General features: G+C 65.7%; 16 protein-coding genes. 11 read left to right on the top strand and 5 right to left on the bottom strand.

The window, feature by feature from the left end; translation table 11 throughout:
- The first annotated feature begins 14 nt into the window (after positions 1–14).
- Positions 15–698, top strand: a complete 684-nt coding sequence (locus tag ACN0WF_RS10540) for a L,D-transpeptidase (protein WP_417772777.1) — start codon at positions 15–17, stop codon at positions 696–698.
- Between the two features lie 96 nt (positions 699–794).
- Here the strand turns inward: ACN0WF_RS10540 and ACN0WF_RS10535 are convergent, their stop codons facing one another.
- Positions 795–1,430: a glutathione S-transferase family protein gene (locus tag ACN0WF_RS10535; protein ID WP_417772776.1), complete on the bottom strand. Its 636-nt coding sequence runs from the start codon at positions 1,428–1,430 to the stop codon at positions 795–797.
- A 348-nt stretch (positions 1,431–1,778) separates the two neighbouring features.
- Between ACN0WF_RS10535 and ACN0WF_RS10530 the strand changes: the two genes are divergently transcribed.
- From ACN0WF_RS10530 to ACN0WF_RS10510, 5 genes are all read left to right on the top strand, one after another.
- Entirely contained in the window at positions 1,779–2,354 is a 576-nt protein-coding gene (locus ACN0WF_RS10530; RefSeq protein WP_417772775.1) for a YceI family protein, read from the top strand.
- Positions 2,355–2,446: 92 nt separating this feature from the next.
- Complete coding sequence (locus tag ACN0WF_RS10525; RefSeq protein ID WP_417772774.1) at positions 2,447–3,043, top strand: cytochrome b; 597 nt, start codon at positions 2,447–2,449, stop codon at positions 3,041–3,043.
- A gap of 26 nt (positions 3,044–3,069) precedes the next feature.
- Positions 3,070–3,642, top strand: a complete 573-nt coding sequence (locus ACN0WF_RS10520; RefSeq protein WP_417772773.1) for a YceI family protein — start codon at positions 3,070–3,072, stop codon at positions 3,640–3,642.
- Between the two features lie 134 nt (positions 3,643–3,776).
- Positions 3,777–5,414: a fumarate hydratase gene (locus tag ACN0WF_RS10515; RefSeq protein WP_417772772.1), complete on the top strand. Its 1,638-nt coding sequence runs from the start codon at positions 3,777–3,779 to the stop codon at positions 5,412–5,414.
- A gap of 272 nt (positions 5,415–5,686) precedes the next feature.
- Positions 5,687–6,271: a L,D-transpeptidase gene (locus ACN0WF_RS10510; protein WP_417772771.1), complete on the top strand. Its 585-nt coding sequence runs from the start codon at positions 5,687–5,689 to the stop codon at positions 6,269–6,271.
- An 87-nt stretch (positions 6,272–6,358) separates the two neighbouring features.
- Here ACN0WF_RS10510 and ACN0WF_RS10505 read toward each other — a convergent pair whose 3' ends face one another.
- On the bottom strand, positions 6,359–6,724 hold the full coding sequence (locus ACN0WF_RS10505; protein WP_417772770.1) for a gamma-butyrobetaine hydroxylase-like domain-containing protein: 366 nt from the start codon (positions 6,722–6,724) through the stop codon (positions 6,359–6,361).
- Positions 6,725–7,005: 281 nt separating this feature from the next.
- On the opposite strand from ACN0WF_RS10505, the gene moaA reads away from it, so the two are divergent.
- Positions 7,006–8,007 carry a GTP 3',8-cyclase MoaA gene (moaA, locus tag ACN0WF_RS10500; protein ID WP_417772769.1) on the top strand — a complete coding sequence of 334 codons (1,002 nt, stop codon included), beginning with the start codon at positions 7,006–7,008 and terminating at the stop codon, positions 8,005–8,007.
- Position 8,008: 1 nt separating this feature from the next.
- Complete coding sequence (locus ACN0WF_RS10495) at positions 8,009–8,332, top strand: hypothetical protein (RefSeq protein WP_417772768.1); 324 nt, start codon at positions 8,009–8,011, stop codon at positions 8,330–8,332.
- Between the two features lie 11 nt (positions 8,333–8,343).
- Here the strand turns inward: ACN0WF_RS10495 and ACN0WF_RS10490 are convergent, their stop codons facing one another.
- Positions 8,344–9,039, bottom strand: coding sequence for a DUF3306 domain-containing protein (locus tag ACN0WF_RS10490; RefSeq protein ID WP_417772767.1), 696 nt, complete (start codon positions 9,037–9,039; stop codon positions 8,344–8,346).
- Positions 9,036–9,578: a DUF3305 domain-containing protein gene (locus ACN0WF_RS10485; protein WP_417772766.1), complete on the bottom strand. Its 543-nt coding sequence runs from the start codon at positions 9,576–9,578 to the stop codon at positions 9,036–9,038. Before ACN0WF_RS10485 ends, ACN0WF_RS10490 begins: the two co-directional genes overlap by 4 nt.
- A gap of 273 nt (positions 9,579–9,851) precedes the next feature.
- Between ACN0WF_RS10485 and ACN0WF_RS10480 the strand changes: the two genes are divergently transcribed.
- The 3 genes from ACN0WF_RS10480 to ACN0WF_RS10470 all read left to right on the top strand — a co-directional run bounded on the left by ACN0WF_RS10480 (position 9,852) and on the right by ACN0WF_RS10470 (position 15,639).
- Complete coding sequence (locus ACN0WF_RS10480; protein WP_417772765.1) at positions 9,852–11,843, top strand: 4Fe-4S binding protein; 1,992 nt, start codon at positions 9,852–9,854, stop codon at positions 11,841–11,843.
- Positions 11,844–12,274: 431 nt separating this feature from the next.
- A complete protein-coding gene (locus tag ACN0WF_RS10475) occupies positions 12,275–13,675 on the top strand; it encodes a glutamate decarboxylase (RefSeq protein ID WP_417772764.1) in 1,401 nt (466 codons plus the stop codon).
- 86 nt (positions 13,676–13,761) lie between these two features.
- Positions 13,762–15,639, top strand: a complete 1,878-nt coding sequence (locus ACN0WF_RS10470; RefSeq protein ID WP_417772763.1) for an aspartate:alanine exchanger family transporter — start codon at positions 13,762–13,764, stop codon at positions 15,637–15,639.
- Between the two features lie 19 nt (positions 15,640–15,658).
- Here the strand turns inward: ACN0WF_RS10470 and ACN0WF_RS10465 are convergent, their stop codons facing one another.
- Positions 15,659–16,483: an IS5 family transposase gene (locus ACN0WF_RS10465; RefSeq protein ID WP_417772762.1), complete on the bottom strand. Its 825-nt coding sequence runs from the start codon at positions 16,481–16,483 to the stop codon at positions 15,659–15,661.
- Positions 16,484–16,541 lie beyond the last annotated feature (58 nt).

Raw genomic sequence — 16,541 nt, 5'->3', positions numbered from 1 at the left:
ACGCCTTGCCCGCCATGAAGAAACACATCACCGATGACGCCGGACGCATGTCGCGCCGCGCGCTTCTCATCGGCCTGCCGCTGCTTGCCGCCGCCTGCCAGTCACGGACCGGCGCGATCCGCAACGCCGGCCTCGACCTCACCGCCGAGGGCAAGCCGGACTATGCGCTCGCCTACGGCCCCACGCGCGACGGCGGGTTCAACCTTCCCGCCATCCCCTGGAAGACCGTCGATCCGCGCTATCTGCGGCAGACGGTGCGCTACATCACCTCGCAGCCGTCCGGCACGGTGGTGGTCGATCCCGCCAACAAGTTCCTCTATCTCGTCCAGCCCGGCGGTCGGGCGATCCGCTACGGCATCGGCGTCGGCCGCGCGGGTTTTGCGTGGAACGGCGAGGCGACCATCCGCCACAAGCGCGAATGGCCGAAGTGGTTCCCCCCGGCGGAGATGATCGACCGCGATCCGAAGCTCGAGAAATACCGGGACGGACAGGACGGCGGCCCGCGCAATCCCATCGGCGCCCGCGGCCTCTATCTGTGGCAGGGCAACAAGGACACGCTCTACCGGATCCACGGCACGAACCAGCCGCGGTCCATCGGCACCAACGCCTCTTCCGGGTGCATCCGCATGTGGCAGCAGGACGTCATCGACCTCTACAATCGCGTCGAGATCGGCGCGAAGGTCGTCGTCCTCAGCTAGCCGGGACAGGCAGGCGAGAACAGAACGGACGGCCGTGCGGGAACCGCGCGGCCGGCCGTTTGCGTTAGCGGGCCCGACCCGTCATCGGGATCGCGATCATTCTCCCGGCATTGGAATCGGATTGGTGACTGCCGGCACATCGTAGCCGCGCTGCACCGCCGGGCGGGCTGCGACCTCCAGATACCACCGGCGCACATGGGGGAAGCGCGCCAGATCGACACCTTGCCATTCGAAACGGCTTGTCCATGGCCAGATCGAGATATCGGCGATCGAATAGTCGCCGGCGACATAGCGGTGCTCGGACAACTGCTTGTCGAGCACGGAGTAGAGCCGCTGCGCCTCCTGGGTATAGCGCTCCTCGGCATAGGGCGCCTTGCCGGGGTTGAAATGATGGAAATGGTGGGCCTGGCCGAGCATCGGGCCAAAGCCGCCCATCTGCCACATCAGCCATTCGATGACCCGCAACCGCTCCGGCCCGCCCGAGGGCAGGAACCTGCCCGTCTTCTCGGCCAGATAGAGCAGGATCGCGCCCGATTCCATCAAGCTGACGCCGGCTTCCCGGTCGACAATCGCCGGGATCTTGGCGTTCGGCGAAATATGCACGAAGGCCGGCCGGTGTTGCTGCTGGTTGGTGATGTCCACCGGGAACACCTCGTAGTCGAGGCCGCATTCCTCCAGCATGATGGAGACCTTGCGTCCGTTGGGCGTCGTCCATGTGTAGAGATCGATCATTCCATTGTCCCCGCTCGCCGGCCTTCCGCCGGATTTGTCGGACAGCCACATTCTCCGATCCGCACGACGTCGGCAACGATAAGAACGCGCATGTCCGCACAGCGTTTCGCGATGGTCCCGCACGGTCGACCACAGGCGTGTTCGCGGGAAAATGCGGCCGATCACATCCATCCGTCACTCAAAAGACAAATAATCGTGACCGGAAAAACAGGTATTGTTCACCCGTTATGGACAGTGAATTCAGTCGGGCGCGGTTGAAGGCGGGGGCGATCCATACAATTTGTCACAGTGCGCTGCACAATGCGGCGCGACAGCAATCCGTTCCCCCGCTCGATGGAGAGCCCGCGCATGATCCGTTTCGCCGTTCCCGCCCTTGCCCTGCTTGTCGTCGCCACGCCGGCGCTGGCCGAGCCCGTCGCCTATCAGTTCGACAAGTCGCACGCCAACCTTGGCTTCTCCTACAGCCATCTTGGCTATTCGACGACCGAGGGCCGCTTCGGTGAGTGGGAAGGCGATCTCGTCATCGACCAGGACGACCCGGCCGCCTCCAAGATCACGTTCACCGTCGACACCGCGAGCCTCGACAGCTTCTGGGGCGAGCGCGACGCGCATTTCAAGAGCGCCGACTTCTTCGACGTCGCCAAGTTCCCGAAGGCCACTTTCGTCTCCAGCAAGGTCGAGAAGACCGGCGACAAGACCCTCAAGGTCTCCGGCGACCTGACCATCAAGGACATCACACGGCCGGTGACCTTCGACGTCACGGTGAACGCCATCGGCGAGCACCCGATGGCCAAGCAGCCGGCCGTCGGCCTTGACGCCACGGCGGTCGTGAAGCGCTCCGACTACGGCATGGACATGTATGTCCCCTATGTCGGCGACGACGTCACCATCAGCTTCAACGCCGAGGCGCTGGCGGCCAAGTAACACCTGCGGCGATGACCGGGACGGACGGCGGGCGCGATCCCGCCGGATGCCCGGCCATCGCCGCCCGCCGTCACGGCCCAGGAGAGCGTGCTATGCAGATCAGCAATACGAGGAAGGGCTACGGCGCGCTCGCGATCGCCTTTCACTGGACGATGGCCGTCCTCGTCATCGGCCTCTTCTTCTTTGGAAAATACATCGCCGGGCTCGAGCCGACCGCGCCTGGGGTCTACCCGCTCTACCAGTTGCACAAGTCGCTCGGCTTTGTGGTGCTGGCACTTGCCGTGCTGCGGCTTGCCTGGCGCGCCGTCAATCCCGCACCGGCGCTGCCCGACGGCATGCCAACCCACGAGCGGATCGCCGCCGCCCTCGGCCACGCCGGGCTCTATGCGCTGATGCTCGGGCTGCCGCTGTCGGGCTGGCTGATGGTCTCCGCCTCGCCTTGGGGGATCCCGACCATCCTGTTCGACACGTTGCAGGTACCGCACCTTCCCGTGCCCTCCGTCCTTGGCACCAAGGCCCAGGCGGAGGCGCTGCTCAAGAACGTGCACGAGATCCTCGGCAATGCGCTGTTGGTGCTGGTGGCACTGCATGCAGCCGCCGCCCTCAAGCATCATTTCATCAACCGCGACGGCGTGCTGACGCGCATGCTCTCGACCCGGCAGGCCGCCTCGACCGCCGAACGCTCCTGATCACGCGTCGCTTTGGAGATCCCGCCATGCAGACCCGCTTCCTTTCCCGCAGCCTGTCCGTCGCCGTACTTGGGGCCGCCCTCCTGGCCGCCGCGAGCCCGGGCGCCCTCGCCTCCGACTGGAGCGTCGACCACGCCAACAGCCGCCTTGCCTTCGTCGCCCAGCAGAACGGCGTGCCCGTCGAGGGCGTCTTCTCCGACTGGAGCGCCGAGATCACGCTCGATCCGGCCGACCTGTCGACGGCGCGTATCGTCGCGACCGTGAAGACCGGTTCCGCCGCCACCGGCCAGGCGCAGATCGACGGGACGCTGCCGGGCGCCGCATGGTTCGACACCGCCGCCACACCGGAGGCGGTCTTCAGTTCCTCCAGCATCAAAGCCACGGGCGCGAACGCCTATGAGGCGCAGGGCACGCTCGCGATCAAGGGCAAGGAAATGCCCTTCACGCTGCCGTTCACGCTCGACATCGACGGCGACGCTGCCACCGCGCATGCGCAGGTGCCGCTGTCGAGGCTCGCCTATGGCGTGGGGAGCGACATGCCGGCCTCCACCGTCGCCGAGGACGTGAAGGTGGTGCTGGACATCTCCGCCACGCGCTAGGCAAACGCCGCGCCAATACAACAAGGGCAGCGCAGCGGACTTGGCGCGGCGCTGTCCGATGGCGTAAAAGGCTCGCGATCAATCATTCCTTCCCGGTCCGCGCCGGCACGCGCGAACCCAGCCAAGGCAAGCAGATGTCCGAGCCGAAAACCCCGCCGAGCTACAATCACGCGCCGCTTTTCCCCCTTGGCGCGGATCCCACGCCCTACCGCAAGCTGACCTCAGACTTCGTCTCCACCGCGACCTTCAACGGCGAGGAAGTGCTCGTCGTCGAGCCGGAGGCGCTGAAGGTGCTGGCCGACGAGGCCTTCGCCGACATCAACCACTATCTGCGCCCGGGTCACCTGGAGCAGTTGCGCAAGATCCTCGACGATCCGGAGGCGACAGAGAACGACAAGTTCGTCGCCTTCGACCTGCTGAAGAATGCCAACATCTCCGCCCATGGCATCCTGCCGATGTGCCAGGACACCGGCACGGCGATCATCATGGGCAAGAAGGGCCGGCGCGTGTGGACGTCCGGCGGCGACGAGGCGGCGCTGGCCGAAGGCGCGCGCGACGCCTATTTCCGCAAGAACCTGCGCTATTCGCAGCTCGCGCCGCTCTCCATGTTCGAGGAGAAGAACACCGCCAACAACATGCCGGCGCAGGTGGAGATCTATTCCGAGGGCGAGGACGCCTACAAGTTCCTGTTCATGGCCAAGGGCGGCGGTTCGGCCAACAAGACCTTCCTGTTCCAGGGAACGCCCTCGCTGCTGACGCCGGAGCGGCTCATCGACTTCATCAAGGAGAAGGTGCTGACGCTCGGCACCGCGGCCTGCCCGCCCTACCATCTGGCGGTCGTCATCGGCGGCACCTCGGCGGAGCTGAACCTCAAGGCCGTCAAGCTCGCCTCGGCGCGCTACCTCGACGCCCTGCCGACCGCGGGCTCCGAGCTCGGCCACGCCTTCCGCGACCTGGAGATGGAAGCCGAGATCCACAAGCTGACCCAGCAGACGGGCGTCGGCGCGCAGTTCGGTGGCAAGTACTTCTGCCATGACGTGCGCGTGATCCGCATGCCACGGCACGGCGCCTCGCTGCCGATCGGCATCGGTGTCTCCTGCTCGGCCGACCGCCAGGCGCTCGGCAAGATCACCAAGGACGGCGTCTTCCTCGAGGCGCTCGAGCGCGAGCCGCACAAGTACATGCCCGAGGTGAAGAGCGAGAACCTCACCGACCATGTGGTCAGGATCGACCTGACCCGGCCGATGTCGGAGATCCTCGCCGAGCTGTCGAAGCATCCGATCAAGACGCGCCTGTCGCTCTCCGGCCCGCTCATCGTCGCCCGCGATCTCGCCCATTCCAAGCTGCGCGAACGCCTCGAGAAGGGCGAACCGCTGCCGGAGTATTTCAAGAACCATCCGATCTACTATGCCGGCCCGGCGAAAACGCCGGAAGGCTATGCCTCCGGCTCCTTCGGACCGACGACGGCCGGGCGCATGGATGCCTATGTGGACCAGTTCCAGGCGGCCGGCGGTTCCATGGTCATGCTCGCCAAGGGCAACCGCTCGCCGCAGGTGCGCCGCGCCTGCCAGGCCCATGGCGGCTTCTACCTCGGCTCCATCGGCGGCCCGGCCGCCCGCCTTGCCCAGGACTGCATCAAGAAGGTCGAGGTCGTCGAGTTCGAGGAACTCGGCATGGAGGCGATCTGGCGTATCGAGGTCGAGGACTTCCCGGCCTTCATCGTCATCGACGACAAGGGCAATGACTTCTTCAAGGAACTGAACCTCGGCTGACAGCAGCAACCGGGCGGACACAAGAGAAAGGGCCGGAGCGGCGGACGCTCCGGCCCTTTTTTGGTGAGTTCAGGATCTTTTCGACCTGACCTCACGTCGTTGTGATCTGGATCACCGATCCCATCGACATTGTGGCGGCATATTGTTCATCGAGGCGACCGGGCGTTAACCGCAACGCAAGGGAGCTCGGGAATAGTCATGTCCTGATAGAATGCCGGAGATCGCGAGGATCCCGGCGGGGACGATCACCGGATGGGAAGTGAAGAATGCGCATGTATCGCTTGCTTGCAGTGACGGTTGCCGCTGTGGTGGCCGCAACGCCGGCCCTTGCGGCACGGGTGTTCGACCCTGCCACCCGGCAGTGGGTCGAGTACAACGCCTATGGCGTTCCGAGCGGCAAGTCGCCGATCCCTCGGAAGCGCGTCAGCTATGACGGCCCCTACAAGCCGGGCACCATCGTCGTCGACACCGGCGAGCGCCGTCTCTACCACGTCCTGCCGGGTGGCAAGGCGATGAAATACGGCATCGGCGTCGGCCGCGAGGGCTTCCAGTGGGCCGGTGCCCACCACATCACCCGCAAGGCCGAATGGCCGGGCTGGACGCCGCCGCCGCAGATGCGCGCCCGCGCCCGCGCCAAGGGACAGAAGCTTCCCGCGCATATGGAAGGCGGACCGAACAACCCGCTCGGCGCGCGCGCCATGTACATCGGCTCGACGCTGTACCGCATCCACGGCTCGAACGAACCCTGGACCATCGGCACCGCCGTGTCCTCCGGCTGCATCCGCATGGCCAATGACGATGTCGAACACCTCTACGAGAACGTCGAGGTCGGCACCCGGGTGGTGGTCAAGCGCTGACGCGCCAGGCGGAACGCCGATCTGAAACGCGAAAAGGGCCGGCGCTCCGCCGGCCCTTTTTGCTTTTTTGCACGACGCGCGTCCGTCTCAGCGCTCGCGCGAAAGCCCCTTCTCCTCGAGTTCCTTCAGATAGCCGCCCCACAGCGTCTCCCTGTCGCGGGCCAGCGTGAGGAAATACTCCCAGGAGAAAATGCCGGAACTGTGCATGTCGTCGAAATGCAGGCGCACCGCGTAGTTGCCGACCGGGTCGATTTTCAGGATCTCGACGGCGCGCTTGCCCGGCACGGTCTTGCGCTGCTCGGGAGAATGGCCCTGAACCTCGGCCGACGGCGAACAGACGCGCAGGTACTCCGCCTCATAGGCGTTGCTCTCGCCATTGTCGAAGGTGACCGTGAGGGTCTTCCTGTCCTTGCTCAGGCGAAGTTCCGTCGGCCAGGGCTTTTCGTCGCTCACGTCTCTCTCCTTCTTCACACACCAACCTTGCGCGCGCGCAGCTGCGCACGGTCGGCGCGATGATCTCGTTCATGCGTCGCCGGCAGCGACAGGGCGGGACGATAGTCGGCGCAAGCCCCTGCGCAAAGGGGCTCACGCATCTTTTGATGGCAAGCCGATTGACGCACCTCTTCAATCAGCTACCTTTCCCACTAAATAAGAACTTCTGCGGCAAGCGCGACACAGCGTGCAAGGCCGGCGGGGCGAAGAGGAACGCTCCGCAACAGCAAGGACCCGTTTGCATGTCCCAGCCGATGATCGACCCGTTCGGGCGAACGGTCAGCTATCTCCGCGTCTCCGTCACGGACCGCTGCGATTTCCGCTGCGTCTACTGCATGGCGGAAGACATGACCTTCCTGCCAAAGCGCGACGTGCTGAGCCTGGAGGAGCTGGATCGCCTGTGCTCGGCCTTCATCGAGAAGGGCGTGCGCAAGCTGCGTCTGACCGGCGGCGAGCCGCTGGTGCGCAAGAACATCATGAGCCTGATCCGCAGCCTGTCGCGCCATCTGGACACGGGCAAGCTGGAAGAGCTGACGATCACCACCAACGGCTCCCAGCTCGCGCGCTACGCCAGCGAGCTGCGCGACTGCGGCATCCGTCGCATCAATGTCTCCATCGACACGCTGGATCCGGCGAAGTTCAAGACGGTGACCCGCTGGGGCGATCTCGGCAAGGTGATGGACGGCATCCGCGCCGCCACCGAGGCCGGGCTGAAGATCAAGATCAACATGGTCGCGCTGAAGGGCGTCAACGATCACGAGATCCTGCCGATGATGCAGTGGTGCCACGCGCATGGCTACGACCTGACGCTGATCGAGACCATGCCGCTCGGCGAGATCAACGAGGACCGCACGGACCAGTATCTGCCGCTCACCCAGGTGCGCGCCGCCCTCGCCGAGACCCACACGCTTGTCGACATTCCCTACAAGACCGGCGGCCCGGCCCGCTATGTCGAGGTCAAGGAAACCGGTGGCCGGATGGGCTTCATCACGCCGATGACCCACAATTTCTGCGAAAGCTGCAACCGGGTGCGCGTCACCTGCACGGGCATGCTCTACATGTGCCTTGGCCAGGAGGACAGCGCCGACCTGCGCGCCGCGCTGCGGGCCTCGGAGAGCGACGAGCTGCTCAACAACGCCATCGATGAGGCCATTGGCCGCAAGCCCAAGGGGCATGATTTCGTCATCGACCGGACCGGTCGCCGGCCGGCGGTTTCCCGCCACATGAGCGTCACCGGCGGCTGACATGGGCGCGGCCCGCCGCTCGCTCCTCGACGCGCCGGCGGCACGCCTCGGCGCGCTGGCGCTTGCCGTGGCATCGCTCGCCGCGATTGTCTGGATCGGCCGCGTCGGCTTCGCCGGCGTGGCGTTGACGCCCTTCGAGAACATCGCCCCGGCGACCGCCCAATCCGTCGCCGCGAACAATCCGCAGCTTGCCGCCTGTCTCGACGAACGCATTGGTGCCGTCGACACGATGAAAGAGGAAGGCGTCATCGATGCAACGCGGTACGCGCTCTTCCGCGACCGCGCCGTGAGCTATTGCCAGACCCAGTTCCCATCCGAGCGCTGACGGCCTCGGGCCTACTCGAAGCGAACGCGGCGGCGCGACGGGCGCGGGACGAGCGATGGCGCGTTCTCCGCACCCTCGTGACGCGCGTCGGCTTCCGCCGTGACCAGCTCCGCCTGCGGATCGCGCTCGGCGTCTCCGGTTTCCGGCAACGCCGCGCGGTCTTCCGCCTCGCCGGGGTCGGACGCGGCGGCGTCTTCCGCGACGACCTCCTCAACGGTGGCGCGGCCCTCGCCTGCGTTGCCAGCCGTCACAGCCTCTTCCGCCGAGGTTTCAGGCAGGACCTCGTCCAGCGTCTCGTCCATCCACCCGAACCCCTTGCCCACCTGCCAGGAGCTCTTGAAGCCATCGGCAAGCGCCGTCACGGTTCGGTAGTCCTCGTCGTAATCATTCAGCCCGTCGACGCAGGCAAGCACGGGGTCGGAGGTCCACAGTTTGCGCAAGGCCTGGCGCTTCAGCGCATCGGTCACCCCCTTCTTGAGGAAAAGCGTGTAGTCCGAGGAATAATCGAGGCTTTCGATGTCAACCGCTTCGGCCAGCTCGCGGTTCTCCGTCTCGATCTTCTGCCGTGCCTCGTCCGGAGACAGCGCCCGGCCGTCGTCGTCGTGCAGGATCGTCTCGGGCTCGGGAGCCTGCGCCTCGGGCAGCCGTGCCTCGCGCTTCAGCCGCGCCCACCGGCTGAGGAAGCCCTGTTCCCGGTCAACGCTCACGACGGTTCTCCCTCCCCGCCCGGATCGCGCGAGGAGGTGAAGACGGGCTCCTTGCCGAAGATCTGCTTCTCGATCTCGACCTTGTCGCGGCGGCGCTTGCGGAATGCCGGAGCCTCGGGAATCGCGGACAGGAAGGCCGCCATCCAGGCGATCGTCGCGCGGGGCATGTCGAGCTTTTCCACCAGCCCCTCGGCGCTGTCGAGCACGCCCTGCGCCTCATAGGGGTCGGCGGTGACGCCGCGCACCCGGAACGGCGGCTCACCGCCGGCCGTTGCGTCGTCGAGCATCGCCCAGATCTTCGGCGATCCGGTCTCGATGTTCGCGTCATAGGCCTCGACCATCTTGTGATGCAGGGTCAAAGCATGGGGCGCGGAGAGATAGCGGCGCACGCCGCCCTCCTCGGACAGGAGCAGCCACCCGTCCGTCGCGGGGGCATCCGGGACGACATCGACGATGCGCCAGACCCAGTCCGCCCAGGCGGAGGCAGCGGGGCGGCGTTCGAGGACCATGCCGAATTGGGCGGAGATTTCGCGTTCCACGCTGGTTGTCCCCTATCAGAGATACATAGGCTCAGAGATACATCGACGCGCACCGGCCTGACGCCGGAGCTGCGCGTTTCCTGATTTTGGGGCTTTCGCGGCGCGAAGACAATCTTTCGCAACGGAAAGGATGAAAATCCGCGCACCCGGGGGTATTCTCCATGCAACAAAACCGAATGCGACGGACGGCGCGCCCGGCGCGGGCCTGCGCCACGGAGGAAGTGAATGTCATCGACCCGCCCCCGGGTTCTCCTTTGCAATTGCGAAAAGACCATGCGCCTGGATGCCGGCCGTATCGCCGGCCTCGAGGCCTCCACCCACATCCACACCCAGCTCTGTCGTGCGGAGGTCGCCCGCTTCGAGGCCGCCCTCGATGACGGCGCGCCGCTGATCGTCGCCTGCACCCAGGAAGCGCCGCTGTTTGAGGACGTGGCGGAGGAGAAGGGCTCGGAAACGGAGCTTGCCTTCGTCAACATTCGCGAGCAGGCCGGATGGTGCGCCGCCTCGACGGATCCGCACCCGAAGATCGCCGCACTGCTGGCCGAGGCCCAGGTGGCGCGCGAACCGGCGGCGCTTCATTCCATCGAATCGGAAGGCGTCTGCCTCGTCTATGGCACCGGCCAGGAGGCGCTCGACGCAGCGCTTCAGCTCGAGGGGCGGCTGTCCGTGTCGCTGCTTCTGGCGCAGACCGACGAGGTTCTGCTGCCGAGCGTGCTCGACGTTCCCGTGCATGCGGGCCGCATTCGCTCGGTCGCCGGTGCGCTCGGCGGCTTCTCGGTGACCGTCGACGGCTATGCGCAGATGCTGCCCTCCTCGCGCGGGGCGCCGCAGTTCTCCCTGCCGCGCGACGGCGCGAAGGCGGGGTGCGACCTGATCCTCGACCTGTCGGGCGGCACGCCGCCGATCACCGCACCGGATCACCGCGACGGCTATTTCCGCGCCGATCCGCGCGACCCCGCGGCCGTGGCGCGTGCGCTTTTCGCGATCTCCGACATGGTCGGCACCTTCGAGAAGCCGCTGTATGTCGCCTATGACGCCTCGATCTGCGCCCACGGCCGCTCGGGCAAGACCGGCTGCACCAAATGCCTGGATGCCTGTCCGGCAGGCGCGATCTCGAGCGCGGGGACGACGGTCGCCATCGACCCCGGCCTTTGCGGCGGCTGCGGCTCCTGCGCCGCGCATTGCCCGACCGGCGCCGTGAGCTACCGCTACCCGCCGCGCGACACCCAGATCCTGCGGATGCAGGCGCTGCTTGGCACCTATCTGGAAGCCGGCGGCCGCGATCCGGTTCTCCTCGTCCACGAGGAGGCCCATGGCGGCGGACTGATCAATGCGCTGGCGCGCTTCGGTGACGGGCTGCCCGGCAACGTGTTGCCCTTCGCGGTCCATGCGCCAACGGTGCTTGGACACGACACGCTGCTCGCCGCGCTGCTGGCCGGTGCGAAGCGTGTGGTTCTCCTCGCCTCGCCGAAGAAGGCGGACGAGATCGAGACGCTGCGCCGCGAGGTGGCGCTGTGCGAGGCGCTGGCGGGTGGCATGGGGCATGCCGTCGACGGGCTCTTCGACATCCTCGTCACGGACGATCCCGACGCGCTCCTGCCCTCCTTCGCGCTTCCCGCCTCGCCGCTGGCGATCAGGCCGACAGCTTTCTCGCCCGTTGGCGGCAAGCGCGACGTGGCGCGCAGTGCGATCTCGCGCCTGCTGGCCGACGCGCCGGGAGTGGAGAAGGCGATCCCGCTTCCCGCCGACGCCCCCTATGGGCGCATAGCCATCGACGCGACAGGCTGCACACTCTGCCTTGCCTGCGTCTCCGCCTGTCCGGCCAATGCGCTTGCCGACAATCCCGAGCGTCCGCAGGTAAGCCTGACGGAGGCGGCTTGCGTGCAATGCGGGCTCTGCGCGGCGACCTGTCCGGAAAAGGTGATCACGCTCGAAGCGCGCTATGACACCACACCCGAGGCGATGCGTCCGCGCGTCCTGCATGAGGAGGAGCCGGCGGCCTGCGTGTCCTGTGGCAAGCCCTTCGGCACGAAGTCCTCCATCGCGCGGATCCGCGAGAAGCTCTCGGGCAAGCACTGGATGTTCCAGCGAGCGGACCAGATCGCGCTGATCGAGATGTGCGACGACTGTCGCATCACCGCCCAGTGGGACATGCCGGACACCCCGCTGCGCGGCGGCGGCCGCCCCCGGATCGTAACCACCGACGATTATCTGGCGGCGGAACGCGATCCCCTTACGGCGGATGACTTCCTCAGCGAAGACTGAGATCCCTGGCCGGCGCTGCGTGCCTCGCAAGAGCGCGCGCGCCGGTCGCCGACACCAATACCGCCGACCGGAACAAAGTATAATTTTTTCGTAAAATACAAATTACCCCTGCGTCATCTTTTATTTTTCCGCAACCAATACAAAAAATACTCAAACACTTGCGCAAATTACCAATACCCCTGAGACGCAGGTATGACTAGCCATGAAGGGCATGCCGTTTTCCGGGTACGCGGCATTGGCATTGTCATGAATCAATGACACGATTGCCTGCCGCCGCTATCCGGGATGGCACGCGCCATCGGGCGACAGCGTCGCGTTTCCTCTCCGCGGGCCAGCCCCCACCCGGCCCGCACCGGTTTGGCCTGCTCCGCCTTCCGGCGGAAGACCGGACACCCCCGCCGATTGCGACGACCAGCAAAAGGACAGCACCAATGCCTCTCCACAACAAGAACGACATCCGCGACGAATGGCGTGACGACGTCTATGGAACTTCGGATGTGTCCCGGCCGTTGCCGAAGTACCGGATGCCGGAGCAGGAGCAGGAAGCGAGCCTGGCGTCGTCGATCGTGCGCGACGAGCTGATGCTCGATGGCAACGCGCGCCAGAACCTGGCGACATTCTGCCAGACCTGGCTCGACGACGAGATCCACAAGATCATGGATCTGTGCATCGACAAGAACATGATCGACAAGGACGAATATCCGCAGACGGCCGAGATCGAGGCGCGCTGCGTCCACATGCTCGCGGACCTGTGGAATGCGCCGGACGGCACCAACACGCTCGGCACCTCGACGACCGGCTCGTCGGATGCGGCCATGCTGGGCGGGCTGGCGGCCAAGTGGCGCTGGCGCGAGAAGCGCAAGGCCGAGGGCAAGCCGACGGACAAGCCGAACCTCGTTTGCGGGCCGGTGCAGGTGTGCTGGCACAAATTCGCGAAATACTGGGACATCGAGCTGCGCGAGATCCCGCTCGAGGGCGACCGGCTCATCATGAACGCCGAGGAAGTTCTCAAGCGCGTCGACGAGAACACGATCTGCGTCGTGCCGACCTTCGGCGTCACCTTCACCTGCAACTACGAGCCGGTTCAGGAAGTTTCCGACGCGCTCGACAAGCTGCAGGAAGAGACCGGGCTGGACGTGCCGATCCATGTCGACGCCGCATCGGGCGGCTTCCTCGCCCCGTTCTGCGCGCCGGACATCGTCTGGGACTTCCGTCTGCCGCGCGTCAAGTCGATCAATGCCTCGGGGCACAAGTTCGGTCTCGCCCCGCTCGGCACCGGCTGGTGCATCTTCCGCGATGCCTCCGATCTGCCCGACGACCTCATCTTCTGGGTCAACTATCTGGGCGGCAACATGCCGACGCTGGCGCTCAGCTTCTCCCGTCCGGGCGGGCAGATCATCGCACAGTACTACAACTTCCTGCGCCTCGGCCGCGAGGGCTACCGCAAGATCCACTCCGCCTGCTACGACACGGCGCAGTATCTGGCCGAGGAGATCGGCAAGATGGGTCCCTTCGAGATCCTCTACGACGGCCAGCCGGAAGACGGCATTCCGGCTCTCTCCTGGACCGTCAAGGAGGGCTTCGACACGCGCGGCTACACGCTCTTCGACCTCAGCGACCGACTGCGGATGCGCGGCTGGCAGGTGGCCGCCTACACGATGCCGCCGAAGCGGGAGGACCTCGTCGTGCAACGCATTCTGGTGCGCCACGGCTTCACCAAGGACCTCGCGTCGCTCTTCATCGAGGACATGAAGAACTGCCTGAAGTTCTTCAAGGCACACCCGGTGTCGACGCCGCTGACCGAAGCGGAAGCCGGCGGCTTCCACCACTGATCCTCTGACGGCCGAACAACGGCCGAACGACCGGGGGCCGACCGGGAATTGTCCGGTCGGCCAGCCATTTCGCCAGGGAGCGTGGCATGAAACAAGATCGTCGCCGGATGTCCGCCGCAGGCCTTTTCGCTCTGTGCACCGGCCTCCTCCTTCCGGTGCTGGCAGCGAGCCCGGCCTTCGCGCAGGTTGGCGGCAATGTCCTCCAGTTCTTCGAGCCCGTCGCCGAAGAGGGCTTCCGGGGTGTCGCGGCGTTTCTCGACGCCCAGCCCTGGGTGTTCATTCTGGTGGCGCTGGCGATCGGCTATCCCGTCGGCAAGCTGAAGATCGCCTCCATCTCGCTCGGCTCGACGGCCAGCGTCCTGCTCGCCGCCGTGCTCATGTCGATGACCGCGCAGGCCGTCTTCGACATCACCTACTCGGTGCCGGGGATCGTCTCGACGATCTTCCTGACGCTGTTCATGTATGCGCTCGGGCTGGGAACCGGCCCGAAGTTCTTCGCGGGCCTGAAGTCGGCCGGTTTGAAGGCGATCGTGCTCGGCATGATCATCTGGGCGCTCAACTGGGTCATCTGCTACGGCGGCGCCAGGATCTTCAACCTGGAGTCCGGCTTCGCCGCCGGCCTGATCTCCGGCAGCTACACGATCACGGCCGTGCTCGGCGTTGCGCAATCGGCCATCCAGAGCGGCGCTGCCCATATTCCCCCCGGCATGACGGCCGAGCAGATCGGCGCCAACATGGCCGCCGGCTATGCGATCAGCTACATCCTGTCGAGCGTCGGTATCATCTTGTTGCTGCGCTACCTGCCGTCGATGTTTGGGCACGATCCCGTGCGCGATGCGGCTGCCGCCGAAGCCGCCTTCGCCGGCACCGGCAGTCACCCCCTGCCGGGAACGCCGCAATCGCTCCTGCTGCGGCACGAGGGGCTCGATATCCGCGCCTTCAAGGTCGAGCATGACGACATCGTCGGCAAGACCGTCGCGCAGCTCTGGCAGTCGCACCCCCATGCACCCATCCTCAAGGTCGTCGAGGACGGAAAGGCGGTCGCGGAGCTGGGAAGCCATGTCCTGCGCAAGGGCGATGTGGTGGCGGCGCGCTCCGACATTGGCGAACTCATCCTGGAGGGCGAGGAAATCGGGCCGGAAGTCGATGACCCGCTCGCACGCGACCTGGCCATCGAGACCGCCGACATCGTCGTCGGCACGCATGAGATTGCCGGCAAGACCATCGGCGAGCTGGCCAAGACCTCGCTGGCCTACGGATTGCGTCTGACCGCGATCTTCCGCGCCGGCAACGAGATCCCGGTCGGTCCCGAGACCGACGTGCGCTTTCACGACGTACTGAGGCTGTCGGGAACCGTCGCCTCCATCGACCGGGCGGCCAAGGCGCTCGGCAGCCGTGCGATCACCGACAAGACGCTTGCGACAACCGAGGTAACCTATCTCGCCATCGCCATGGCGGTCGGCTACGTCATCGGCACGCTCAGCGTTACGATCGCCGGCATTCCCTTCGCCCTGGGGACCTCCGCCGGCTGCCTGCTCGCAGGTATCTTCGTGGCCTATTTCAGGAGCCGGAACCCGCAGTTCGGCGGCCCTGTTTCGGAAGGCGCCCGCAGCTTCATGCAGGACATCGGGTTGAATATCTTCGTCGCCGCGCTCGGCGCCAATGTCGGACCGAAGATCATCACCGCGCTTGGCGGGGACACCGTCATCTGGCTCGCCCTGATCGGCACGACGGCAGCCCTGCTGCCCGTCGTCGTGGCGTTCTTCGTCGGGGACCGGTTGCTGGGCATGAATTCGGTCATCAATGCCGGCGCCTGCGCCGGCGGCCGCAACTCGACGCCGAGCCTGAACGCCATCCTCGACCAGTCGAAAAGCCAGGTCGCGGCCGTGCCCTACCCGGTCTCCTACGCGGTGACCACGGTTCTTGCCCTGATCGGCGGCTATATCGCGCAGATCCTGTCTTAGAGTCCGTTTGAGAATGGTCTCAATGGCTGATGCGTCGGAGTAGGAGGCTTCCCATGGCGACGTGGATCATAGCTTCCGAGACGTCGATGCGCTGTTCATAGTCGCGCACGAAGCGTCGCCAGCGGATCATCCACCCGAAAGTTCTTTCGACCACCCATCGGCGCGGCACGACCTTGAAGCCTTCCTCCTTGTCGATCCGGCGCACGATCTCGACGACGAAGTCGAGAAAGGCGGCCTTGTCCATCAGCTTCGTACGGTCATAGGCGCCGTCCGCAAAGAGGTGCTTCAGCCACGGCCAGCGTTTTCGGATGGCATCCAGAATCTGCTGCGCTCCGGCGCTGTCAGATACGTCGGCGGGCGTCAGGTTCACCATCAGGAGCCGACCGTCCGTGTCGACGGCAATGTGGCGCTTGCGTCCGGTGATCTTCTTGCCACCGTCAAAGCCCCGCTTGGCTCCGGCAGCAGGGGCTTTGACGCTTTGGCTGTCGACGATACCCGCCGTGGGGCTGGCTTCGCGACCGGCCCGCTCGCGGTCCAGCATCAGCGCGACATTGTGGATCGTCTTGAACAGCATCAGCCGCACGAAGCGGCGAAACCACCAATAGACCGTCTGCCACGGTGGGAAGTCTTTCGGAAGCATCCGCCAGCCGCCGCCACTACGTGTCATGTACCGGATCGCGTTGACGATCTCGCGCATGTCGACGCCCGGCCTGCGACCGCGCTTCGCCGGCTTCGGTAGAAACGGCGCGAGCGTCGTCCACTCCGCATCCGTCAGATCAGTTGGATAGCGCTTCGTCTTTCGCTCGATCGAAGCCATTCTCGCTCGGGTCTGGCGTGTCCACATCCAGAGTGTGAATCATAAATCAGGCCCAGGCAAAACCCATTCTCAAACGGTCTCTTAG

The sequence above is a fragment of the Stappia sp. genome (assembly GCF_048268045.1).
Taxonomy (GTDB): Bacteria; Pseudomonadota; Alphaproteobacteria; order Rhizobiales; family Stappiaceae; genus Stappia.
The sequence above is the reverse complement of the archived record's forward strand: the minus strand, read 5'-3'. Positions and strand labels throughout refer to the sequence as shown.